A 23,326-nucleotide genomic window follows, 5' to 3' on the forward strand; every position below is an offset into this window, starting at 1 on the left:
CCCCGGCCGCCACGTCATACTTCCGTCATTTCCTGTGGCTCACGCGCCGTCCCCGGCCGTCGCCAGCACCGCCCAGTTCCGGGCGTACAGGTACCGGCCCTTCGGCGTCCCCGAGTAGTACCAGGGCAGCGCGCCGATGTACCCGTCGATGACCCGGAACTGCTCCACCGCCTCCGCGTCCCGGTCCTGCCAGAACAGCAGCCACGCGAGGACGTGCCGCAGCCGGATCGCCTGCCGGTCGGCGGGATCGGACGCCGCCAGGTCCACGAGCGCGGCGTCGACCGCCGCCCGGGCCCCCGGTTCCTTGAAGAAGGTCTCGGCCGCGAGCTCCTTCTCGTGCAGCTCCTGCTCGATGTACGCCACCAGCGGGAGCAGCGACAGCAGCTCGCCGGGTGCGCCCGAGGCCGCGGACTCACGGGCGAAGGCCAGCGCCAGCTCGTGCGAGCCGCGCCACTTCCGGCACCAGTACTGCAGGGCGGTGGTGTGCGCGGTCAGGATCTTCGGGTCGCGCCCGGTGATCTCCGCCCACAGCTTCCCGTACTGGTCGTGCGGGTACCCCAGGCCCTGCGCGATCGGCTGCTCCACCATGTACGGGACCGGGTCGGCCGGGTCGGCCAGCCGCTGGGCCGCGTGCGCGGCGGCCTGCGCCTTGACCAGCAGCTCGTGGAAGAGCCGGAACTGCTCCTGCGTCGTGCGGCTGCCCGCCTGGCTGCCGCGCACGTTCCAGGCGACCATCACGGCGGTGTCGGCGTCCACCAGGGCCGCCGTCGGGTCGGACGGGCGCGCAGCCTGCCACGCCAGCAGCCACGCGTCGTCCTCCGCCGCGACCTCCGCCAGGGAGCGCACGCGCTGCCGGCGCTCCTCCCAGTCCGAGCCGGCCGCCGCCGCGTAGGCGGCGCCCGCCTCCCAGTCGCCGGTACGGACGGCCGCGACCGCCGCCGCCTGCTCCGGCGGTACGGGCTGCCCGTGCTCGGTGTCGAGGTCGTCCTCCGCGACGAACCCCAGCGCGACGACCTCGGCCGCCTCCCGCGCCTTCTTCTCGGCCTTCTCCGCGGCCGTGGGAGTCACGGTCCTCGCGGCATCCGCGCGGGCCTCGGCGGCGGCGATCCGGCCCTGGAGGGTCTTCGTCCGGGCGGTCATGAAACGGTAGGCGGCGCCGCCGAGCAGCAGCACGCCGAAGACGATCAGGCCGAGCATCAGGCGAGCACCAGCTTTCGCAGGGGTTCGGTGCCGGGCCGGTCGGCGACGAGGGCGTCCAGAGCGAGCTCCAGCTGCTCCTCGAAGCCGTCGGTCGCGAACCGCAGGGCGGCCGAGTCGGACCAGGACAGCTGCCAGCGGGCGGCGCCGCGGGCCGTGAGTTCCACGGTGACCAGCTGGTTCACGGCCCGCCTCAGCGCCGGGCGGGCGAACTCGCGGGCCGCACGGCCGGTCGCGGCCGCCGCCTGCTCGGACTTCGGGAAGCGGTCGGCGATCCGCCAGCGCAGCGCCGGGTCGGCGTCGATGGCGTCGAGCAGGGTGGCGAGGTCGGGGCCCGCGCCCTCGGCGGAGAGGGCCTCGCGGATCTCCTCCGCGCCCTGGCCGACGTACAGGGTCATGGACTCGTGGACCAGGTCCTCCCAGTCCAGCCGCTTGAACGCGAGCGCCTGTGGGCTGAGGACGGCCTGCTCCAGCGCGGCCAGCGCCGCGTCCGCGTCGGCCAGCAGCTCCAGGGCGGGGCGGGCGGTCTCACGGCCGCGGCCGTCGTCGGGCAGGGCCTCGATGCGGGCCACGCGCTCGGCGAGAGCGGGGTGGGAGTCGTACGGGGAGGCGGGCTCGGTGGACAGCTCCTGGCGCAGCTTCTCCAGCTCGTCCGAGCGGGCGTCGAGGAGTCGGCGCAGACCGCCGAAGACCTGGCCGGGGCGGGGCAGCAGGCCGGCGTTGACGCCGAGGGTGGCGTACGAGGCCATGTAGAAGTCGTGCGCCGAGTCGAGGGCGTTGATCTCGCGCAGCGCGGACGCGGCGGAGTCACGGCCGGCCACCCGGACCGAGGCCAGGTCGGCGGCGAGCTCCTGGCGGCGGGAGGTGGCGAGGGTGGCACGCAGGTAGAAGTTGCCGTACGCCGTGTAGATCTTGGCCATGCCGCGGTACGTCGCACCCAGGCCCGGGGCGTCGATCATCGTGGCCCTCCTGCCCTTGGCCCTCCGCTTGGCGGCGTGCTTCTCCTGCCTCTCGCGCTCCTTGGCCTGCTTGCTGGCGGCGCGCTCGTGGAAGTGGGCGACGGTGCGGATCAGCTGGGCGCGGCCGCGGGCGATCAGTGGGGTGAGCCGGGTGTCGAAGTTGGCGTAGTGGCCCATCTCGTGGGCGAGTACGGCGCTCAGCTGCATCTCGTCCAGGCCCATCATCAGCGGCAGGCCCAGGTAGAGGCGGCGGGTACCGGGCCGCAGGCCCAGCAGCGAGGAATCCTCGCTGACGGCCGCGTTCACCGCCTCGGTCAGCACGATCTCGTCGGGCGCGCGGGTGCCGACCTGCCGGGCGACGTCGCGCACGGCCTCCCACAGCGCGGGCTCCTGGGCATCGGTGACGGTGACGGTGATGCCGGCCGGCGGCTCGCCCTTGGGGGTGCGCAGCATGAACATGCCGCACACGATCGGGATCGCGAGGACGACGGAGAAGATGACGATGTCGTAAACGACCGGGCCCCGTAGCCAGGTGAAGGCGGCGAAGTCGGCGCCCACGAGGGCGGCCAGCAGGACGACGCCGAGCAGATGGAAGCCGGCGAGCAGGACGAGGGCGCGCAGCGCGCGCAGTGAAGCGCCCATATGGACGGATCCCCCCACGGGATGAAGTGGTGCAAGTGCAGATGCTGCGGGTGTGCTGCGGGTGCGGCGGTCGGCCGGCCCTGGGCGGTCACACCGGGAAATCATGCGGCCCGCAGATCTTTTACGGCAACTTCATTGGCCGGGTTTCCGCAGGTGGAAGCCAGAGGGGGAGAGCCCCCACCCGCGGGCAGCGCCGGGTCAGTGGGGCAGGGTCGCCGGGGAGCCGCCGTTGGCCTCGTAGCCGGCGACCGCCAGGGCGCGGAACACCGCGTACTGGGCCGCCGGGTCCGAGGAGGCCGACCACGGGAGAGCGCCGACGTAGCCGTCGATGTGGCGGATCTGCTCCATCGCCTCCGCCCAGCGCTCCATCGGCACCAGGAACGACAGCAGCATGTGCCGTACGTGCGCCAGCATCGGGTCGTCCTGGCGGGCGGAGTGCACCGCGTACAGCGCGCCCTCCACGGCCCGGGTCACCACCGAGCCCTGCCAGAAGTTCGTCAGGACGACGTCCGGCACGTGCTCGTACACCGCGAACAGCGGCAGCGCCGCCAGCAGCGAGCCCTGCGGGGCGCGGGCGGCCGCCGCGTGCGCGAAGGCGTCCGACTTCTCCCGCGAGCCGTGCCACTTCTCGCACCAGTAGTGCAGCGCCGCCAGGTGCGCGCCCATGTGCGCCGGCGCCACGTCGATGACCTTCGCCCAGAGCGCGTCGAACTCCGCCTCCGAGTACCCCAGTGCCCGCGCCACCGCCAGCTCCGTGATGTGCGGGACCGGGTCGCCCGGTGCCAGCAGCGCCGCCTTGCGGCACGCCTCCCGGGCCTCCTCCAGGATGATCCGGTGGTCCGTGGAGCCCACGCCGCCCGAATGCCGCCACGCCTGCTGCACCAGCAGCTCCGCGTGCACCTGCGCGCCGCCCGTGTCCTTCTCCGCCTCCAGCCGCCACGCCTTCAGCCAGCGCGCGCCGACCCCGGGCTCAGCTACCAGCTCCAGCGCCGCGGCCCCGCCGAAGGCCTGGACCCGCTGCCAGCGCAGCTCGCCCTCCTTCGGGGTCCCGGCCAGCAGCTGGGACGCCGCCTGCCACTGCCCGGTGCGCTGCACGGCCTCCAGGGCGTCCATCAGGTCCTCGTCGGGCCCCGGGACCCGGATGTCAAGGCGCTCCTGGCGGGCGAAACCGTAGTTCTCGGGGTCGGCCGCGTCCGGGCTGCCCGGCGGGACCAGGCGCAGGTTGCCGCCCCGCCTGCGCCGTATGTACGGGCTGAAGGCGGCCACGAGCAGGCCGAGCGCGATCAGGAACCACAGAATCTCCATGACCCCCAGCGAACCAGACGCACCTGCGCGAAGGCCAATGCCCCCACCCGCCGTCCGGCCCGGCACCCCATAAGCTCTGCCCATGAGCGACGACAGCCACGAGCACCAGAGCTTCGAGACCCGCGCGATCCACGCGGGCAACACGGCGGACCCGCAGACCGGCGCGGTCGTGCCCCCGATCTACCAGGTGTCCACGTACAAGCAGGACGGCGTCGGCGGACTCCGCGGCGGCTACGAGTACAGCCGCAGCGGCAACCCGACCCGTACCGCGCTGGAGGAGAACCTCGCGGCGCTGGAGGGCGGGGCCCGCGGTCTGGCCTTCGCCTCCGGCCTCGCCGCCGAGGACTGCCTGCTGCGCACGCTGCTCTCCCCGGGCGACCACGTGGTCATCCCGAACGACGCCTACGGCGGCACCTTCCGCCTCTTCGCGAAGGTCGTCTCCCGCTGGGGCGTGGAGTGGTCGGTGGCCGACACCTCCGACGCGGCGTCCGTACGGGCCGCCCTGACCCCGAAGACCAAGGTCATCTGGGTCGAGACCCCCTCCAACCCGCTGCTCGGCATCACCGACATCGCCGTCGTCGCCGACATCGCGCGGTCGGCCGGCGCCAAGCTGGTCGTGGACAACACCTTCGCCTCGCCCTACCTCCAGCAGCCCCTCGCGCTCGGCGCGGACGTGGTCGTGCACTCGCTGACCAAGTACATGGGCGGCCACTCCGACGTGGTCGGCGGCGCGCTGGTGGCCGCGGACGCGGCGCTGGGCGAGGAACTGGCGTACCACCAGAACGCGATGGGCGCCGTGGCCGGCCCCTTCGACTCCTGGGTCGTGCTGCGCGGCATCAAGACCCTCGCGGTGCGCATGGACCGGCACGCGGAGAACGCCGAGAAGATCGTGGAGGTGCTGGGGCGCCACCCGAAGGTCACCAAGGTCCTCTACCCGGGCCTGGCCGAGCACCCGGGCCACGAGATCGCCGCCAAGCAGATGCGCAACTTCGGCGGAATGATCTCCTTCCAGGTCGCCGGCGGCGAGGAGGAGGCCGTCGCGGTCTGCGGGCGCACCAAGATCTTCACCCTGGCCGAGTCCCTCGGCGGCGTCGAGTCCCTCATCGAGCACCCGGGCCGCATGACCCACGCCTCGGTGGCCGGCTCGGCCCTGGAGGTCCCGGCGGACCTGATCCGCGTCTCGGTGGGCATCGAGAACGCCGACGACCTGATCGCGGACCTGACCCAGGCCCTCGGCTAGTCGTTTCCGTACGACGAGAGCCGCCGGGCGGTGGCTACCAGCCCTCCAGGGGCGGGGAGACACCGCTCGGCGGCACCTCCCACGGGCGGGTCAGCGAGGCCCACACCGCGAAGGCCACCGCCGCCGCGGCGAGCAGCGTCCAGCCGACCCGGCGCAGCGCCCGCCGGCGGCGCAGCAGCCGGCCCCCGCGGGCCGCGGCACTCGCCGCCAGCCCGGCCGGAACCACCGGGCGGGGGCCCTCCAGCAGCCGCCTGACCTGGTCCTCCTTGCGGTCGGGGGCGCTCATGCCGCCTCCTGGGAGCGCACCGCGGCCACGGCCCGGGTGCACAGCGCCCGCACCCGCTCGACCGGCAGCCCCAGCTGGGCGGCCGTGACCTCCTCGGCGACGCCCTCGTACACGCGCAGCACCAGTACGAGCCGCTCCAGCGGGCCGAGCGGCGCGAGGACCCCCGTACCGCCGTGGTGGCGCCAGCCGGTGCGGGCGAAGGCGGCGCACAGCTCCTGGCGGGTGTGGTCGTACGGGTCGTCGCCGCGCACCCGGCGCCACTGCGCGTACGTACGGGCCAGCGCGCCCGCGAGCAGCCGGCGGGCGGCGGCGGGATCGGTCTGCGGCTCGGCGGTCAGCAGGACGGCGACATGCAGGAGCCGCCCCGCCGCACCTGCGACGAAGGCCTCGAACTCCGCGTAGGTGCCCGGCCCGTGGTCGTCCACAGGCCACATAGTGGGGGCAGGGGGACCGCCCGGCCAAGAGGTCGGACGGACTCCGGATCGAGCCGGCGGATCAGGAAGCGGGGCCCGCCTCCGACGCGGCGCCCATCAGCTCCGACAGCGAGCCGTTGAACCGGGTCAGCAGCACGGTGAACGACTCGCGCTCCTCCTCGGACCAGCCGTCCGTCACCCGGGCCATCAGCTCGCGCCGCGAGGAGCGGACCTCTTCGAGCCGCGCGAGGCCGCGCGGGGAGAGCGCGAGGACCACGGCCCGCCCGTCCTCCGGGTGCGAGGTGCGCTTGACCAGGCCGCTGTCGACGAGCGGCGCGACCTGGCGGGTGACGGTGGAGGAGTCGATGCCCATGCCGCCGGCGAGCGCCTTGACGCCCATCGGGCCCTCCAGGTCGAGCCGGTTCAGCAGCAGGTACGCGGCGCGGTCCATCGAGTTGCGGGCCTGGCCGACCCCGCCCAGGCGGGTCTGCTCCGCGCGCCGGGCGAAGACGGCCACCTGGTGCTGGAGCGCGTCGAGGAGCCCGGCTTCGGCGGACGCCTCGGCCGCCGTGGGCAGGTCGGAATTGGCCGGGTTGGAGGGCATGGCCGTGAGCTCTCTTCGCGTGGGGCCGACAAGGTTGGGGGACAGAGTACGCGGCCGTGGGGCGGCCCGTACGCCTCGTACGAGAACTGATACGGGCAGTACGGACCGAGGCCGCGAGCCCGTCCCGGATGGCGTGATTTCGCCCCCTGTGGGCCCCCGGAGCCCTGCCCTCCGGTGCCTGTCGCCCCGGGCACGTGCCCGGTCCGCAAGGCCCGGCTCCGCTGCCCGGCTCCACAGCCCGTATCCACTGCGGGGGTCCGCCGCCCGGAGCCGTGATCCCCGGGGGCTGCGAGACTGGCGGCATGAACTACCGCGTGCCCGTGCCCGTTCCGCAGGTCATCCTCGACGACGTCCGGGGGGCCCAGAAGATGCTCTCCGGCGTCGCCCGGGTCACGCCGATGGAAGGCAGCCGGCACCTGACCGCCCTCACCGGCTCCCCGGTCCACTTCAAGTGCGAGAACCTCCAGCGGACCGGCTCCTTCAAGCTGCGCGGCGCGTACGTGCGCATCGCCGGCCTGCGCCCCGAGCAGCGGGCCGCAGGCGTGGTCGCGGCCAGCGCCGGCAACCACGCCCAGGGCGTGGCCCTGGCCTCCTCCCTCCTCGGCGTCCGATCGACGGTGTTCATGCCGGTCGGGGCGCCGCTGCCGAAGGTGGCGGCGACGCGGGAGTACGGGGCCGAGGTACGGATGCACGGGCAGGTCGTCGACGAGACCCTGGCGGCGGCCGAGGAGTACGCGGACCGCACCGGGGCGGTGTTCATCCACCCGTTCGACCACCGCGACATCATCGCGGGCCAGGGCACGGTCGGCCTGGAGATCCTGGAGCAGTGCCCGGAGGTGCGGACGATCCTCGTCGGCATCGGAGGCGGCGGCCTCGCGGCGGGCATCGCGGTCGCCGTGAAGGCGCTGCGGCCCGATGTGAAGGTGATCGGCGTCCAGGCGGAGGGCGCCGCCGCCTACCCGCCCTCGCTGCGCGTCGGGCACCCGGTCTCGATCGACAACCCGGTCACGATGGCCGACGGCATCAAGGTCGGCCGCCCCGGCGACATCCCCTTCCAGATCATCGGGGACCTCCTCGACGGCGTCCGCACCGTCTCCGAGGACGCCCTTTCCAGCGCCCTGCTGCTCTGCCTGGAGCGCGCCAAGCTCGTCGTCGAACCGGCCGGGTGCAGCCCGGTGGCCGCCCTGCTGAGCCGGCCCGAGCTGTACGGGGGCGGCGGCCCGGTGGTGGCGGTCCTGTCCGGCGGGAACATCGATCCGCTGCTGCTCCAGCGGATCCTGCGGCACGGCATGGCGGCGGCGGGCCGCTACCTCTCGCTGCGGCTGCGCGTGGCGGACCGGCCGGGGGCGCTGGCCGGGCTCCTGGCGGTGCTGTCGACCGTGGACGCGAACGTGCTGGACGTGAGCCACGTACGGACCGACCCGCGGCTGGGGCTCACGGAGGTGGAGGTCGAGCTGCACCTGGAGACCAAGGGCCAGGAGCACTGCGCCGAGGTCGCTCGCTCGCTCCACGCCGCCGGATACATGGTGATGAGCTAGCTCTTGTCCCCTTCGCCGGTGACACAGGGGTGCGGAATCCGGCCGTTTGTGTGAGACTCCCGGCCACGTTCACATGGGGTGGGAGTCTCTCGGTGCACATTCGCGTCAGACCGCAAACGGCGGCCGTCATCGCTCTGGCCGCCTCGGCGGCCCTCGCCCTCGCGGGCTGCTCTTCCTCCGACGGATCCGGTGCGGCGGCGGCGCCGAAGCCCGCGGCCGCCGCGTCCCAGTCGGCCAAACCCTCCGCGAAGGCCACCGGGGCGCCGCTCGGCCGCGACGCCGTGGACGACGAGGTCAAGTCCTCGCTGCGCGCGGCGGGTCTGGACCCCGAGAAGGGGAAGGGCTCGGGCGACACGAACATGACGAAGAACGCGAGCGTGGTCGACTGGACCGCGGTCACGAGCACGCAGCAGGCGGAGTGGGCCCTGCCGCGGCTCGGCGAGCAACTCAAGCACCTCGGCTGGCGGGAGACGGCGCCGCAGAGCTACGAGAAGACGGACTGGGTGCTGCTGATCGGCAGCACGAAGCAGTCGAGCACGGTGAACCTGAAATCGGGCGAGAGCCTGCTCACCGTGAACGTCACCTACCTCGGCGCGGGTTGAGGCACGCGGGCCGACGCACGGGCGGCACTTGACCCGCGCCCATAAGATTTGCCTAGGAAAGTACCGGTTTTCTGGCTCGATACACCCAGGGGGAATCCCTATGCCAGGCGCCATCTACGCCGAAGGCCTGGTCAAGACCTTCGGCGAGGTACGGGCACTGGACGGCGTGGACCTCGATGTCCCCGAAGGCACCGTGCTGGGTCTGCTCGGCCCCAACGGCGCCGGCAAGACCACGGCCGTGCGCGTCCTGACCACCCTCCTCCGGCCCGACAGCGGCAAGGCCGTCGTCGCCGGCATCGACGTCCTCAAACGCCCCAACGAAGTCCGCCGCGCCATCGGCCTCTCCGGCCAGTTCGCCGCCGTCGACGAGTACTTGACCGGCCGCGAGAACCTCCAGATGGTCGGCCGGCTCTACCAGATGACGGGCAAGGCGGCGAAGGCCCGGGCCGGCGAACTGCTGGAGCGGTTCAACCTCGCCGACGCCGCCGACCGCACCGCGAAGACGTACTCCGGCGGCATGCGCCGGCGCCTGGACCTCGCGGCCGCGCTCGTCGTCCGCCCGCCGGTGATGTTCATGGACGAGCCGACCACCGGCCTCGACCCGCGCAACCGACAGCAGCTCTGGGACGTCATCCAGGAGCTCGTGGCCGGCGGCACCACGCTGCTGCTCACCACCCAGTACCTGGAGGAGGCCGACCACCTCGCGCACGACATCTGCGTGGTCGACCACGGCAAGGTCATCGCCCGCGGCACCTCCGACCAGCTCAAGGCCCAGATCGGCGGCGAGCGCGTCGAGGTCGTCGTCCACGAGCGCGACCACATCGCCGAAGCCCGCGGGGTGCTCGCCGGCTTCGGCAAGGGCGAGGCCACCGTCGAGCAGCACACCCGCAAGCTGACCGTCCCGGTCAGCGGCGGCGCCAAGCTGCTCGCCGAGGTCATCCGCGAGCTGGACTCCCGCGGCATCGAGATCGACGACATCGCCCTGCGCCGGCCGACCCTCGACGACGTGTTCATCTCCCTCACCGGCCACGCGGCCGCCCTGAACGACGAGGAGGCGCAGAAGTGACCCGCACCTCCCCGACCCCGGAGCTCGCGGCACCCCGCCCCCGCGGCGGCATCGCCCAGGGCGTCAACGACTCCCTGGTCATCGCCAAGCGGAACCTGATCCGGATGTCCCGGATCCCCGAGATGATCATCTTCGGGGTCATCCAGCCGGTCATGTTCGTCGTGCTCTTCAGCTACGTCTTCGGCGGCTCGATCAGCGTCGGCGGCAGCACCTCGCCGGCCGCCTACCGCGAGTTCCTGATGGCCGGCATCTTCGCCCAGACCGTCACCTTCGCCACGGCCGGAGCGGGCGCGGGTATCGCGGACGACATGCACAAGGGCCTGATCGACCGCTTCCGCTCGCTGCCCATGGCCCGCGGCGCGGTCCTGACCGGCCGCACGCTGGCCGACCTCGTCCAGACCACCCTCACCCTGATCGTCCTGGCCGTCGTCGCCGTACTCGTCGGCTGGCGCACCCACACGAGCGTCGGCGAGGTACTCGGCGGCTTCGCCCTGCTGCTCCTGCTCGGGTACGCCTTCTCCTGGATCGGCGCGCTGATCGGCCTGTCGGTGCGCACCCCGGAGGCGGCCACCTCGGGCGGGCTGATCTGGCTCTTCCCGCTGACGTTCATCTCGATCGCCTTCGTCCCGTCCGACAACATGCCGACGTTCCTGAGGCACATCGCGGAGTGGAACCCGTTCAGCGCCACCGTCCAGGCGGCCCGGCAGCTGTTCGGCAACCTCCCGCCGGGGTACGAGGCCCCCGCGGCCTGGCCGATGCAGCACCCGGTGCTCGCGTCGGCCCTGTGGTCGGTGCTGATCGTCGTGGCCTTCCGGACCCTGTCGGTCCGCAAGTACCGCTCGGCGACCGCGTAGCCCTCGGGCCCGCTCGGGCCCGGTCGGGCGGACGGGAAAGCCCCCGCCGGATCGGTCCGGCGGGGGCTTCCTCGTACGCGTGGGGTGATCAGCCGGTGAAGGGCTTGACGTCGAGGATCTTGACGGCGGCCTTCTTGCCGTTCGGCAGCTCGTACTCGGCGTCCTCGCCGATCTTCTTGCCCATCACACCGGTGCCCAGCGGGGACTGCGGGGAGTAGGTCTCGAAGTCGGAGGACGCGTACTCGCGCGAGGCGAGCAGGAAGGACATGGTGTCGTCCTCGTCGCCGTCGAAGGCGATGGTGACGACCGTGCCGGGCGCGACCTCGCCGTCGGAGGCGGGTGCGGTGCCGACCTTGGCGTTCTCCAGGAGCTGCGTCAGCTGGCGGACGCGGAGCTCCTGCTTGCCCTGCTCCTCCTTGGCCGCGTGGTAACCGCCGTTCTCACGCAGGTCGCCCTCCTCGCGGGCGGCTGCGATCTTGGTGGCGATCTCCGTGCGTGCGGGACCAGAGAGGTAGTCCAGCTCGGCCTTCAGCTGGTCGTACGCCGCCTGGGTCAGCCAGGTGACGCTCTCGCTCGTCTGGGTCACGGGTGCTCCTCGTCGGTACAGGGGACTACTTGGCCGCCAGCGGCGGGCGAAACCACGAGCCTAACAATTCGGGAAGAAAAGGGGGAGGACACCATGTGTATGAAGTGTGTCATCGGGCCCGTGAGCAGGAAAGAGCTCAGCCTGACGTCGGCGTGGTGCCCTGGCCCGCCGCCTGGCAGCCCACGAGTTCGATCATCGTGGCCCGGCCCGTGGTCTTCAGCGAGAGCATCTCGTCCACGCGCGTGTCCTTCTGCCCGAAGGTGAAGTCCGCGCGGCCCACCTCGGCGTGCTCCTCGTTCTGGGAGCTGAGGGTGCACACCCCGGTGACCCCGGCGTCCTTGCGCACCTCCAGGTGCACTTTCACCTCGGAGTCCGAGACCACCTGGAACTTGATCACCTCGGCGCTGACGCTCTGGCCTGCGACGTAGTCCCAGCCGATCCACCCGACCAGGCCCAGCAGCCCGACGCCCAGCACCGACCCGACGATCTTGAGCTTGCGGTCCGCACGCTCGTCCGCGGACCGGCCGTACCGGCCCTCGGGGAGCCCCTCGCGCACCGTACTCATTGATCGTTCCTTTCGGAGGGTCGGAGTCCACAATCCCAGGGGCAGCCCCGGAATTTTTCCACCCCCCGATTCGGTCACTATAGGAGGCGAACGCCCTGACGACTCAAAGAGGATCCTGTCTTGACCGAGCAGCTTCGACTGATGGCCGTCCATGCCCACCCCGACGACGAGTCGAGCAAGGGCGCGGCCACCATGGCCAAGTACGTGTCCGAGGGGGTTCCCGTCCTGGTGGTGACCTGCACGGGGGGCGAGCGCGGCTCGATCCTCAACCCCAAGCTCCAGGGTGACAAGTACATCGAGGAGAACATCCACGAGGTCCGCGCCAAGGAGATGGACGAGGCGCGCCAGATCCTCGGCATCGAGCAGGAGTGGCTGGGCTACGTGGACTCCGGCCTGCCGGAGGGCGACCCGCTGCCCCCGCTCCCCGAGGGCTGCTTCGCCCTGGAGGACGTGGACGAGGCGGCCGGCCGCCTGGTGAAGAAGATCCGCGCCTTCCGGCCGCAGGTCATCACCACGTACGACGAGAACGGCGGCTACCCGCACCCCGACCACATCATGACCCACAAGGTCTCGATGGTGGCCTTCGAGGGCGCAGCGGACACCGAGAAGTACCCGGAGGCCGAGTTCGGCCCGGCGTACCAGCCGCAGAAGCTCTACTACAACCAGGGCTTCAACAAGCCGCGCACCCTGGCCCTGCACGAGGCGCTGCTCTCGCGCGGCATGGAGTCCCCGTACGGGGAGTGGCTGGAGCGCTGGAAGGAGTTCCAACGCGCCGAGCGGACCCTGACCACGCACGTGCCGTGCGCCGAGTTCTTCGAGATCCGTGACAAGGCGCTCATCGCGCACGCCACGCAGATCGATCCGGACGGCGGCTGGTTCCGCGTGCCGATGGAGATCCAGAAGGAGGTCTGGCCCACGGAGGAGTACGAGCTCGCGAAGTCGCTCGTCGACACTTCCCTCCCCGAGTCCGACCTCTTCGAGGGCATCCGGGAGAATGCGTAGCTATGAGCGCTACGCACGCAGCACTGACCGAGCTCCTTCCGCTCGCGGGTGACACCTTCGACAAGAACAAGGTGACCCCCGGAGTCCTGGGCTTCATCGTGTTCGCGGCCCTCGCCCTGGCGGTGTGGGGCCTCATGAAGTCGATGAGCCGGCACATGGGCCGGGTCGACTTCCAGGAGGCCCCGGAGGCCGGAGCGGCCGGAGCGGCGCCCGCCGCCGCCCCGGCGGCGGACCGGGCCCCGTAGGAGCCGGCTCTTCGGCTGTGGGCCGCCGCCCTCCCGGGCCGTTTCCGCGGGAGGGGCGGCGACTGCGCGCGCCCGCGGCCGGGGCGTGCGTTGCCGTGCCGTGCCCGTGCTGTGCCGTGCGTACGGCCTACGCGGTCATGCCGCAGGCGAGGCCGGGGGCATCGGGACGCCCATGATCTCCCGCGAGTGCAGGTTCGGGACCAGCCCGAGCCGCCACGCCTGCCAGCCCTCCGCCGGATCCACCCCGCGCCCCAGCACCACCGCGTAGGTGTCCAGGCCGTCCTCCAGCCGCCCGTCCCGCATCGGGTGCGGCGCCGCGGCCAGCCGGGCCAGCTCCGCCCGGGCCTCCTCCACGCCCGCGCCCGGGAGCGCGTACGGAAGCATCGTGCAGCGCAGGAAGCGGGCCCAGTCCTCCCCGCGCCGGTCCCCGTACGAGATGAACAGCCGGGCCGCCTCCTCGCACAGGCCCAGCGCCTGCGACACCCGCCCGTTGCCCGCGTCCACCACCGCCAGCTCCAGGCAGGTCCACGCCTCCCCGTGCGCCAGTGCGATCCGCCGGAAGTCCGCCCGCGCGTCCATCAGCAGCTGCCGCGCGAACCCGGAGTTGCGCAGGTTCCCCGTCTGCGCCGCCCGCTGGTCGCGCGTGACCCGGCCCGAGTGGTGCCGGGCGTGCGCCAGCCCGTACACGTCCCGCATCCGCGAGAACATCGTGCGGGCCCGCTCCAGCTCCCGTACCGCCTGATCGCGCTCGCCGCCCTCCTCCAGCGCCTGCCCGAGGTAGTACAGCGTCCAGGCCTCGCCGCGCGCGTCCTCCTGCTCCCGGTGCTTGGCCAGCGCCTCGCGCAGCCGCTCCACCGCCGGGCCCGGGTCCCCGTCGACGACCCGGGCGCGGCCCAGCTGGGTCAGCGCCCAGGCCTGGCCGCGCTCGTCGCGCGTGCGCCCGTACAGGTCGAGGGCGAGCTTCAGCTCCGCCTCGGCCCCCGGCACGTCGCCGAGCCGCAGGTACACCTGCCCCAGCTGGAAGTGCGCCCACGCCTCGCCGTGCACGCTCTCGCTCTCCCGGTGCAGGGCCAGGGACTGCTCCAGCAGCTGCATCGCCTCCGCCAGGTGCGCCCGGTCCCGCTCCACCGCCGCCAGGGCGTGCAGGGCCCACGCGCGGTCGCCGGCCAGCTTGTCCGGCTCCTGGAGCACCAGCGCCTCGCGGATCCGGGCCGCGGCCTCCGGGAGCTGGCCCTGGTGGTGCAGGGTGATGCCGAGCGAGATGAGGGCCATGCCCGCGCCGGCGTCCTGGTGGGCCTCCCGGTACTGGTCGACCACGGAGGTCAGCGTGGTCCGGGCCTTGTCCAGCTCGCCGAGCTGGCGGGCGGCGATGCCGGTGCGCCACTGCACGGAGCGGACCAGGCGCCCCTGGCCCGGCTCGCCCCGGCGCGCGGCCTCCACCGCCAGCGTGAGCTCGTTGATCTCGCCGAGCCGGTACAGGTCCCCGCGCAGCAGGCAGAAGTCGCAGAGCGCGCCGAGCAGGTCCAAGATCGCCTGCTGGTCCACGTCCTCCGAGTGCCGCAGCGCGGCCGTGATGAAGCTCGACTCGTCGTCCAGCCAGCGCAGCGCCGCGTCGAGCGAGGCGAAGCCGTGCCCGCCGACCGTGCTTGTTTTCAAAGGCGTGTTCGCGCGGGTCGACATCTTCCCGTCGACCATACGGATCACCGCGTCGGCGAGCTGCGCGTAGTTGCGGATCAGGCGGCCGTGCGCCGCCGAGGACTCGGCCCGGTCCTCGTCCGCCGTGAGCCGCGCCGCCGCGTACGAGCGCACCGCGTCGTGCATCCGGTACCGCTCCCCGCGTACGTGGTCCAGCAGGCCCGCCTGCGCCAGCTCGCGCAGCAGCAGCCCGGCCGGCGCCCGGTCCGCGTCGATGAGCGCCGCCGCGGCCGACGGGCCGAGCGAGGCCCGCCCGGCGAGCGTGAGCCGCCGCAGCAGCCGCCGCCGCTCCTCGGGCAGCCGTACGTAGGCCAGGGCCAGGGCCCCCTCCAGCGCATCGGCGGCGTCACCGGAATCACCGATGTCACCGGCGTCTGCCGCTCCGTCCGCCCCGAGCGGGGCCAGTACGCGCAGGGCCAGCGGGAGCCCGCCGCCGAGTGCGAGCAGACCCCGCAGGGCCTCCTCCTCGTACGGGGCCGTCCCGGCCGTCTCGGCCCCGGCGCGGACCAGCTCCGCGCCCTCCTCCTGCGCCAGCCGCTCCACCGGGAGCTGGTGCACCCAGGCCGACAGGCCGGGCAGCTCCAGCGGCTCCCGGGCGGTCACCAGCACCAGGCTCTCCGACCGCTCCGGCACCAGCATCCGGACCTGCTCCGCGTCCACCGCGTCGTCCAGCAGCACCGTCACCGGCAGCCCCTGGAGGTGCTGGTGGTACAGCTCGCCGAGGCGCCGTACCTGCTGCTCCGCCGAGGACCCCTCGCGGAACAGCAGCTGCTCGCGCGGGGCGCCGAGCCGGTTCAGCAGGTGCAGCAGCGCCTCCCGGATCGGCAGCGGCGCCTCCCCGCTGAGCGAGCCGCCCCGCAGGTCCACCACGCATGCCCCGCGGAACTGGTCGCGCAGCGCGTCCGCCGCCCGCAGCGCCAGGGCCGTGCGGCCCACGCCGGGCTCGCCGTGCAGCACCACGACCACCGGGCGGGTCTCCGTACTGGCCCGGGCCGCCTGCACCCACTGCGCGATCCGGGTCAGCTCCGCCCGTCGGCCCGCGAACGAGGCCGCGGTCTGCGGGAGTTGGCCGAAGGACTGCTCCAGTACGCTGCGCCGCCGGGCCTCCGCGCTGCGGTCGGTCCCGCGCAGCTGGGGGGCGGCGGGCCGGGAGGGCTGCCGGGGCACCCGCGCCGCGGCGGTCACCGCGCGCTGCTGCTCCAGGAACGGGCGTATCCCGCGCACCTCCAGTGCCGTCAGCCACTGCAGTCTCAGCTGCTCCGGCCCACCGGGCCGGCCGCGCACCCCGGCCCGGCGGTTCGCGGCGGGCAGGTGCAGGGCGGTCACCTTGGCGACGGTGGCCGCCGCCCCGGCGATCCCGGTGACGGCGCCGGCCGCCAGCGCCGTACCCGCCGCCACGCCGAGCGACAGGTCGGCCCCGACGGCCGCGGCCGCCGCAACCGCCGTCACGAGCAGTGCCGTTGAGGTGTTGCCGCGCCGGAAGGCCTCGCCGAGGGACTCGTCCCCGGCCGCCGCCTCGTCCAGGGCCCGTACGTACGCCTCGTACTCCTCGGCGGCGCTCGCCGCGAGCGCGTCCAGCGCCTCCAGGCCGCGCGCCATCAGCGCCGCCTTGTCGACCGGCGTGCCGGCCCCGGCGCCCCGCCGGGCCTCCTCGTCCACGGCCCGCTCCAGCAGTCGCTCGGCCTCACCGCGATGGCTGTCCCGCATCCGCAATCCCCCTCAAGAGAGCTCCGGCAACGTGGCCCCAAGTGTCCGCCGGGACTGCCGCGAGCGCGAGGGAATCTGAGCTAGATCAGAGGGAGTTGCCCCAACTCCCCCCGCTCACGCGCATATATGTACGTTCCACCCCGCGGATGCACCCTCCGGTCGACGCAGGGTGCTCACGACCGCCGCCCGGGACCCCCGGTGCACGGCCGACGTGCGGTGGGCACGCCGTAGTCCGGTCCCCGCCGCGTCCCGCCCGGTGCGCGAGGATGGGACCATGTCGAACCGCCTCGCCCATGAGACCTCGCCGTATCTGCTGCAGCATGCGGACAATCCCGTCGACTGGTGGCCCTGGTCGCCGGAGGCGTTCGCGGAGGCGCGGGAGCGGGGGGTGCCCGTCCTGCTCAGCGTCGGGTACAGCAGCTGCCACTGGTGCCATGTCATGGCGCACGAGTCCTTCGAGGACGAGCTGGCCGCCGCCTACATGAACGAGCACTTCGTCAACATCAAGGTGGACCGCGAGGAGCGGCCCGATGTCGACGCCGTCTACATGGAGGCCGTGCAGGCCGCCACCGGGCAGGGCGGCTGGCCCATGACCGTGTTCCTCACCCCCGACGCCGAGCCCTTCTACTTCGGGACCTACTTCCCGCCCGCGCCCCGGCACGGGATGCCCTCCTTCATGGAGGTCCTCGAAGGCGTGCGGACCGCCTGGGTGGGGCGGCCCGAGGAGGTCGCCGAGGTCGCGCAGCGGATCGTACGGGACCTCGCCGGACGGCAGTTGGACTACGGGAAGGCCGGTACGCCCGGTCCCGAGGAGCTGGCCCTGGCGCTGCTCGGGCTGACGCGGGAGTACGACGCCGTCCGCGGCGGCTTCGGCGGGGCGCCGAAGTTCCCGCCGTCCATGGTGCTGGAGTTCCTGCTGCGCCACCACGCGCGCACCGGGTCGGAGGGGGCCCTGCAGATGGCCGCCGACACCTGCGAGGCGATGGCCCGCGGCGGGATCTACGACCAGCTGGGCGGCGGGTTCGCCCGCTACGCCGTCGACCGGGAATGGGTCGTTCCGCATTTCGAGAAGATGCTGTACGACAACGCGCTGCTGTGCCGCGTGTACGCGCATCTGTGGCGGGCCACCGGGTCGGACCTCGCGCGGCGCGTCGCGCTCGAAACCGCCGACTTCATGGTGCGCGAGCTGCGCACCGCCGAGGGCGGTTTCGCCTCCGCGCTCGACGCCGACAGCGAGGACCCGCAGACCGGCGAGCACGTGGAGGGGGCGTACTACGCCTGGACCCCCGCCCAGCTGGCCGAGGTGCTCGGCGCGGACGACGCGGCGCTGGCCTCCGCGTACTTCGGGGTGACGGACGAGGGCACCTTCGAGCACGGCAAGTCCGTACTCCAGCTGCCGCAGGACGGGCCCGTCGTGGACGCCGGTGCGATCGCCGGGATCCGGCAGCGGCTGCTCGCGGCGCGCGCCGAGCGGCCCGCGCCCGGCCGGGACGACAAGATCGTCGCCGCCTGGAACGGCCTGGCCATCGCCGCGCTGGCCGAGTGCGGGGCGTACTTCGACCGGCCGGACCTGGTCGAGCGGGCGACGGAGGCGGCGGACCTCCTGGTGCGGGTCCACTTCGACGTGCCGGCCGGGCGCGCCCGGCTGGCCCGGACCAGCAAGGACGGCCGCGTCGGCGCCAACGCCGGTGTCCTGGAGGACTACGGCGACGTCGCCGAGGGCTTCCTCGCGCTGGCGGCCGTGACCGGCGAGGGCGTCTGGCTGGAGTTCGCCGGGTTCCTCGTCGACCTGGTCCTGGACCGGTTCACCGCCGAGGACGGCTCCCTCTACGACACCGCGCACGACGCCGAGCAGCTCATCCGCCGCCCCCAGGACCCGACCGACAGCGCGGCCCCCTCGGGCTGGACGGCCGCGGCCGGCGCGCTCCTCTCGTACGCCGCGCACACCGGCTCCGAGGCGCACCGCACGGCGGCCGAGCGGGCCCTCGGCGTGGTGCACGCGCTGGGTCCGCGCGTCCCGCGCTTCATCGGGCACGGGCTCGCGGTCGCCGAGGCGCTGCTCGACGGTCCGCGCGAGGTGGCCGTGGTGGGCCATCCGGAGGATCCGGCGCTGGCCGGGCTGCACCGGGCGGCGTTGCTGGGGACGGCTCCCGGGGCCGTGGTGGCGGTCGGGCTGCCGCGGGCGGCGGACGGCAGCGGGGGCGAGTTCCCCCTCCTGGCCGAGCGCACACTCGTACGCGACCTTCCGACGGCGTATGTGTGTCGACATTTCGTCTGCGCGCGGCCTACGACGGACCCGGTCGAGCTGGCCGATCAGTTGGGTGCGGTTCATCCCTGAATCTGTCGGAGTACCGTCAATTCCGGTTGCCTGTCCGACAGTTCGGAAACCCGGTTTTTATCCCCGCGGCTCCTGAGTTTCATATTCGCTGCCTACTCTCGTCTCTGCGGACGTCACTGGGGAGCCGCGGAGCAGGCGCACTGGGGGGTGCGCCCGAGGGGGAGCTGGGGGAAGCAGGGGCAGGCGGGCCGGGGGGCCCGCCTTGATCCCCTGGGGGGTTTGCCGATCGCCGCCGGGTGTCGCGGCATGTCTGTGGGGGACGTTTTATACACCTCTGTCGTCATATCCATGATTTCGCTTGCACTTTTCTGGATGGCCGCCTTCACACTGTGGTGGCAGATGCACGCGTGGCGCACGCCCGAGACGCTCGCCTCCACCCGGTTCGACCGTCCCGACGGCGAGGGCCGGCTGGCGTTCTCGCTGCTCCTGCCGGCCCGGCACGAGCAGGCGGTCCTGCGCCACACGATCGAGCGGCTGCTCGAATCGAGCCACGGCGACTACGAGATCATCGTCATCGTCGGGCACGACGACCCGGAGACCGCCGCCGTCGCCGAGGCCGCCGCCGCGCGGGCGCCCGAGCGGGTCCGGGTCGTCGTCGACCACCACGAGGCCAAGAACAAGCCGAAGGCCCTCAACACCGCCCTCCCGCACTGCCGGGGCGACATCGTCGGGGTCTTCGACGCCGAGGACCAGGTCCACCCCGAGCTGCTCGCGCACGTCGACCACGCCTTCCGCTCCACCGCGGCCGACGTGGTCCAGGGCGGGGTCCAGCTCATCAACTTCCACTCCTCCTGGTACAGCCTGCGCAACTGCCTGGAGTACTTCTTCTGGTTCCGCTCCCGGCTGCACCTGCACGCCGAGAAGGGGTTCATCCCGCTCGGCGGCAACACCGTCTTCGTGCGCACCGAGGTGCTGCGCGAGGCCGGCGGCTGGGACCAGAACTGCCTGGCCGAGGACTGCGACCTGGGCGTACGCCTCTCCTCGGTCGGCAAGAAGGTGGTCGTCGCGTACGACTCCGACATGGTCACCCGCGAGGAGACGCCCGGATCGCTGATGAGCCTGCTCAAGCAGCGCACCCGCTGGAACCAGGGCTTCCTCCAGGTCTACCGGAAGAAGGACTGGCAGCAGCTGCCCGGCCGCGGCCAGCGCTGGCTGGCCCGCTACACACTGATGACCCCGTTCATGCAGGCGGCCTCCGGGGTGATCATCCCGCTCAACTTCGCCGTCGCGGTCCTGCTCGACGTGCCCGTCGGCATCGCGATCATCACCTTCCTCCCCATGATCACGGCGATGGTGACGTTCGTCTTCGAGATCGTCGGCCTGCACGACTTCGGCCGCCAGTACGGGCTGCGCGTCCGCTTCGTGCACTACCTCAAGCTCGTCGTCGGCGGCCCGTTCTACCAGGTGATGCTGGCGGGCGCCGCGATCCGGGCGGTCTGGCGCGAGCAGCGCGGCCGCAACGAGTGGGAGCTGACCAGCCACACCGGCGCCCACCTCGCTCCGATCAGCGCCACCGCCGCGGTCTCCGCCGCCGGCGCGTCCACCGCGATCCGAGAGGACAGCCACCGGTGACCGCCACCCTGCCCACGGCCACTGATCCCCAGCCCGGCACCGCCACGGCCCTCGTCGAACCGCGCGTCCCCGCCCAGCGCGGCCCGAGCGGCCCCGGCAGCCACGGCGGACTCGGGGTCCGGCCGCCCGCCCCGGCCCACCCCCTCGTCCGCTTCCGCTCCTCCCGCCCCGACCTGCTGCTCTGCGGGGCCGTCCTGCTCGCGATCGTCCTCGTCCAGGGCTGGAACATCACACACTTCCCGACCCTGAGCGACGACGAGGGCACGTACCTCGCCCAGGCGTGGGCCGTCCAGCAGGGCGACGGCCTCGCCCACTACACGTACTGGTACGACCATCCGCCGCTCGGCTGGATACAGATAGCCGGCCTGACCTACCTGCCCTCCCTCCTCGTGCCCGACTGGATGACCGTCGCGCCGATGCGCTTCTCGATGCTCGTGGTCTCCGCCGCCGGCTCCGTGCTGATCTACGTCCTCGCCCGCCGGCTCTGGCTGCCGCGCTGGGCGGCCGGACTCGCGATGGCCCTCTTCGGGCTCTCCCCGCTCTCCGTCGTGCTCCAGCGGGAGATCTTCCTCGACAACCTCGCCGTCATGTGGATGCTGCTGGCCTTCTGCCTGGCCGCGTCCCCCAGCCGCCACCTGTGGCACCACTTCGGATCGGGACTCGCGGCCGCCACCGCCGTCCTGACCAAGGAGACGATGCTGGTGGTGCTCCCGGCGCTGCTGGTGACCATGTGGCGCCACAGCCACCGCGACACCCGCAAGTTCGCCGTCACCGGGGCCGTCACCGCCTGCGCGCTCATCGGGCTCTCGTACCCCCTGTACGCGCTGCTCAACAGCGAGCTGCTGCCCGGCGCCGGGCACGTCTCGCTGATCGACGGCATCACGTACCAGATGAGCCGCCCGGGCTCGGGCTTCATCCTCACCCCCGGCTCCGGCTCGAACGGCGTGCTGCGGTCCTGGCTGTACTACGACACCGTCCTGCCGCTCGGCGGGCTGGCCGGCGCGCTCCTGCTGCTCGCCACCCTCAGGTGGTCCGTCACCGCCCGCGCGCTCGCCGGCCCGGCGCTCGCCGCAGTCCTCCTCGCCGCCGTCGCGATGCGGCCCTCCGGCTACCTGCCCGCGATGTACGTGATCCAGGCGCTGCCGTTCCTCGCGCTGGTCCTCGCCGGGGGCGCGGCCAGCGTCACGCACGCCGTGCTGCGCCGCCGCCGCGCGCCGGGGGAGCGGCGGGCCCTCACGTACGGGCGCCGGGTGCTGATCGGCGTACTCGCCGTGGCCGCCGCGGTGTACGTCCTGCCGCGCTGGTACGAGGGCAACCGCACCGCGCTCACCGCCGACGCGAACGGCCCGTACCGGCAGGCCGCCGCCTGGCTCGGCCGGGAGGTCCCCGACCCCGGGCACACCCGGGTCCTGGTCGACGACGCGCTCTGGCTGGACGCCGTCCACCACGGCTTCGAGCCCGGGCCCGGCGCCATCTGGTTCTACAAGGCGGACCTCGACCCCGCCGTCACCCGGACCCTGCCGCGCGGCTGGCGCGACATCGACTACGTGGTCTCCTCGCCCACCGTCCGCCGGGACGCGGTGGACCTGCCCAACGTGAAGGCCGCGCTGGAGCATTCGACGGCGGTGGCCGTCTTCGGATCCGGCGAGGACCGCATCGAGATCCGCAGGACCGACCGAGCCGACGGGAGCTGATCCGCCATGAGCGAGGACCTGTGGACCCCGCATGCCCCGAGTAATCCGGAAGTTTCCATTCCGGAGGAGGGTGAGGTGGCGGCGGGCAGCGTGGGGGCGGGCAGCGTCACCCTCATCATCCCGACCTTCAACGAGGCGGGGAACATCTGCGAGTTGCTGAGCCGGCTCGCCGACTCGCTCCCCGCCCGCCTGCCCTGCGAGGTGCTGTTCGTGGACGACTCCACGGACGACACCCCGGCCGTCATCGAGAAGGCCGCCCTCGACCTGCCGTTCCGGGTCCGCGTCCTGCACCGGGAGCGGGCGGTCGGCGGCCTCGGCGGCGCCGTCGTCGAAGGCCTGAAGCGGGCGGACACCGACTGGATCGTCGTCATGGACGCCGACCTCCAGCACCCGCCCCACCTGGTGCCCGAGCTCGTCGGCGAGGGCGAGCGCACCGGCGCCGACCTCGTCGTCGCCTCCCGCTACATCCCCGGCGGCAGCCGGGCCGGACTCGCCGGGAACTACCGCATCGCCGTCTCGCGCGGCGCGACCTGGCTCACCAAGGGGCTCTTCCCGCGCGCCCTGCGCGGGATCAGCGATCCGATGAGCGGCTTCTTCGCCATGCGCCGCCCGTTGGTCACCGCGGACGCCCTCAAACCCCTCGGCTACAAGATCCTGCTGGAGCTGGCGGTCCGCGGCCGGCCCGCCGAGGTCGCCGAGGTGCCGTTCGTCTTCCAGGACCGCTACTCGGGGGAGTCCAAGTCCGGGGCCCGCGAGGGGCTGCGGTTCCTCGCCCACCTCGCCGCGCTGCGCTCCGCGACCCCGCTGGCCCGGATGATCGGCTTCGGGCTGATCGGGCTCTCCGGCTTCGTCCCGAACCTGTTCGCGCTGTGGCTGCTCACGCACGCCGGGGTGCACTACCTGCCGGCCGAGATCGCCGCCAACCAGGCCGGGGTGCTCTGGAACTTCGTCCTCATCGAGGCCCTGCTCTTCCGCGACCGGCGCCGGCACCGCCGCTGGGCGGACCGGGTCGGCCGCTTCGCCCTGCTGGCCAACGCCGACCTGCTGCTGCGCATCCCGCTGATCGCCCTGTTCGTGGGCAGGTTCGCCATGGAGGTGCTGCCTGCCACGGCCCTGGCCCTGGCCACCACCTTCGTCCTGCGGTTCGCGGCCACCGAGGCCCTCGTCTACCTCCCGCGGGGGACCCGTACCGCACGCACCACCAGGAGTTGAGCCG

Annotated in this window: 20 protein-coding genes; 11 read left to right on the forward strand and 9 right to left on the reverse strand. The window is 73.0% G+C overall.

Annotated features, from left to right (window positions below):
- Positions 1-39 precede the first annotated feature (39 nt).
- The 3 genes from OG509_RS23740 to OG509_RS23750 form a co-directional block, all read right to left on the reverse strand.
- A complete protein-coding gene (locus tag OG509_RS23740; RefSeq protein ID WP_406184476.1) occupies positions 40-1,197 on the reverse strand; it encodes a hypothetical protein in 1,158 nt (385 codons plus the stop codon).
- Entirely contained in the window at positions 1,197-2,798 is a 1,602-nt protein-coding gene (locus OG509_RS23745) for a M48 family metallopeptidase (RefSeq protein ID WP_406184477.1), read from the reverse strand. The genes OG509_RS23740 and OG509_RS23745 overlap by 1 nt, the downstream gene beginning before the upstream one ends.
- Positions 2,799-2,996: 198 nt before the next feature.
- On the reverse strand, positions 2,997-4,103 hold the full coding sequence (locus OG509_RS23750; protein WP_406184478.1) for a hypothetical protein: 1,107 nt from the start codon (positions 4,101-4,103) through the stop codon (positions 2,997-2,999).
- A gap of 82 nt (positions 4,104-4,185) precedes the next feature.
- Here OG509_RS23750 and OG509_RS23755 point away from each other — a divergent pair, with 82 nt between their 5' ends.
- A complete protein-coding gene (locus tag OG509_RS23755) occupies positions 4,186-5,343 on the forward strand; it encodes a cystathionine gamma-synthase (RefSeq protein WP_406184479.1) in 1,158 nt (385 codons plus the stop codon).
- Between the two features lie 34 nt (positions 5,344-5,377).
- On the opposite strand, the gene OG509_RS23760 is transcribed toward OG509_RS23755, so the two are convergent.
- The 3 genes from OG509_RS23760 to OG509_RS23770 all read right to left on the reverse strand — a co-directional run bounded on the left by OG509_RS23760 (position 5,378) and on the right by OG509_RS23770 (position 6,646).
- Positions 5,378-5,629, reverse strand: a complete 252-nt coding sequence (locus tag OG509_RS23760; protein ID WP_403725332.1) for a hypothetical protein — start codon at positions 5,627-5,629, stop codon at positions 5,378-5,380.
- Positions 5,626-6,054 carry a sigma factor-like helix-turn-helix DNA-binding protein gene (locus OG509_RS23765; RefSeq protein ID WP_406184481.1) on the reverse strand — a complete coding sequence of 143 codons (429 nt, stop codon included), beginning with the start codon at positions 6,052-6,054 and terminating at the stop codon, positions 5,626-5,628. The genes OG509_RS23760 and OG509_RS23765 overlap by 4 nt, the downstream gene beginning before the upstream one ends.
- 70 nt (positions 6,055-6,124) lie before the next feature.
- Positions 6,125-6,646, reverse strand: a complete 522-nt coding sequence (locus OG509_RS23770; protein WP_406184483.1) for a MarR family winged helix-turn-helix transcriptional regulator — start codon at positions 6,644-6,646, stop codon at positions 6,125-6,127.
- Between the two features lie 302 nt (positions 6,647-6,948).
- Here OG509_RS23770 and ilvA point away from each other — a divergent pair, with 302 nt between their 5' ends.
- From ilvA to OG509_RS23790, 4 genes are all read left to right on the forward strand, one after another.
- Positions 6,949-8,184, forward strand: coding sequence for a threonine ammonia-lyase (ilvA, locus tag OG509_RS23775; protein ID WP_406184484.1), 1,236 nt, complete (start codon positions 6,949-6,951; stop codon positions 8,182-8,184).
- Between the two features lie 92 nt (positions 8,185-8,276).
- Positions 8,277-8,786, forward strand: coding sequence for a hypothetical protein (locus tag OG509_RS23780; protein WP_406184486.1), 510 nt, complete (start codon positions 8,277-8,279; stop codon positions 8,784-8,786).
- 100 nt (positions 8,787-8,886) lie between these two features.
- Complete coding sequence (locus OG509_RS23785; protein WP_406184487.1) at positions 8,887-9,852, forward strand: ATP-binding cassette domain-containing protein; 966 nt, start codon at positions 8,887-8,889, stop codon at positions 9,850-9,852.
- Positions 9,849-10,706, forward strand: coding sequence for an ABC transporter permease (locus OG509_RS23790; protein WP_406184489.1), 858 nt, complete (start codon positions 9,849-9,851; stop codon positions 10,704-10,706). The genes OG509_RS23785 and OG509_RS23790 overlap by 4 nt, the downstream gene beginning before the upstream one ends.
- 88 nt (positions 10,707-10,794) lie before the next feature.
- On the opposite strand, the gene greA is transcribed toward OG509_RS23790, so the two are convergent.
- Both greA and OG509_RS23800 read right to left on the reverse strand, forming a co-directional pair.
- Positions 10,795-11,292, reverse strand: a complete 498-nt coding sequence (gene greA, locus OG509_RS23795) for a transcription elongation factor GreA (protein WP_406184491.1) — start codon at positions 11,290-11,292, stop codon at positions 10,795-10,797.
- A 136-nt stretch (positions 11,293-11,428) separates the two neighbouring features.
- Positions 11,429-11,857 (reverse strand): DUF4307 domain-containing protein, encoded by a 429-nt coding sequence (locus OG509_RS23800; RefSeq protein ID WP_403725315.1) that lies wholly within the window; start codon positions 11,855-11,857, stop codon positions 11,429-11,431.
- Between the two features lie 120 nt (positions 11,858-11,977).
- On the opposite strand from OG509_RS23800, the gene mca reads away from it, so the two are divergent.
- Both mca and OG509_RS23810 read left to right on the forward strand, forming a co-directional pair.
- Positions 11,978-12,859, forward strand: coding sequence for a mycothiol conjugate amidase Mca (mca, locus tag OG509_RS23805; RefSeq protein WP_406184493.1), 882 nt, complete (start codon positions 11,978-11,980; stop codon positions 12,857-12,859).
- 2 nt (positions 12,860-12,861) lie between these two features.
- Entirely contained in the window at positions 12,862-13,104 is a 243-nt protein-coding gene (locus OG509_RS23810) for a hypothetical protein (protein WP_406184494.1), read from the forward strand.
- A 135-nt stretch (positions 13,105-13,239) separates the two neighbouring features.
- On the opposite strand, the gene OG509_RS23815 is transcribed toward OG509_RS23810, so the two are convergent.
- Positions 13,240-16,506 (reverse strand): tetratricopeptide repeat protein, encoded by a 3,267-nt coding sequence (locus OG509_RS23815; RefSeq protein ID WP_406184495.1) that lies wholly within the window; start codon positions 16,504-16,506, stop codon positions 13,240-13,242.
- A gap of 274 nt (positions 16,507-16,780) precedes the next feature.
- On the opposite strand from OG509_RS23815, the gene OG509_RS23820 reads away from it, so the two are divergent.
- From OG509_RS23820 to OG509_RS23835, 4 genes are all read left to right on the forward strand, one after another.
- Positions 16,781-18,844 (forward strand): thioredoxin domain-containing protein, encoded by a 2,064-nt coding sequence (locus tag OG509_RS23820; RefSeq protein WP_406184496.1) that lies wholly within the window; start codon positions 16,781-16,783, stop codon positions 18,842-18,844.
- 246 nt (positions 18,845-19,090) lie between these two features.
- On the forward strand, positions 19,091-20,416 hold the full coding sequence (locus OG509_RS23825; RefSeq protein WP_406187664.1) for a glycosyltransferase: 1,326 nt from the start codon (positions 19,091-19,093) through the stop codon (positions 20,414-20,416).
- Positions 20,413-22,110, forward strand: coding sequence for an ArnT family glycosyltransferase (locus OG509_RS23830; RefSeq protein ID WP_406184497.1), 1,698 nt, complete (start codon positions 20,413-20,415; stop codon positions 22,108-22,110). The genes OG509_RS23825 and OG509_RS23830 overlap by 4 nt, the downstream gene beginning before the upstream one ends.
- A 6-nt stretch (positions 22,111-22,116) precedes the next feature.
- Entirely contained in the window at positions 22,117-23,322 is a 1,206-nt protein-coding gene (locus tag OG509_RS23835; protein ID WP_406184498.1) for a glycosyltransferase, read from the forward strand.
- Positions 23,323-23,326: the final 4 nt, after the last annotated feature.

It is taken from the genome of Streptomyces sp. NBC_01006, from assembly GCF_045162725.1.
Classification (GTDB): Bacteria; Actinomycetota; Actinomycetes; order Streptomycetales; family Streptomycetaceae; genus Streptomyces.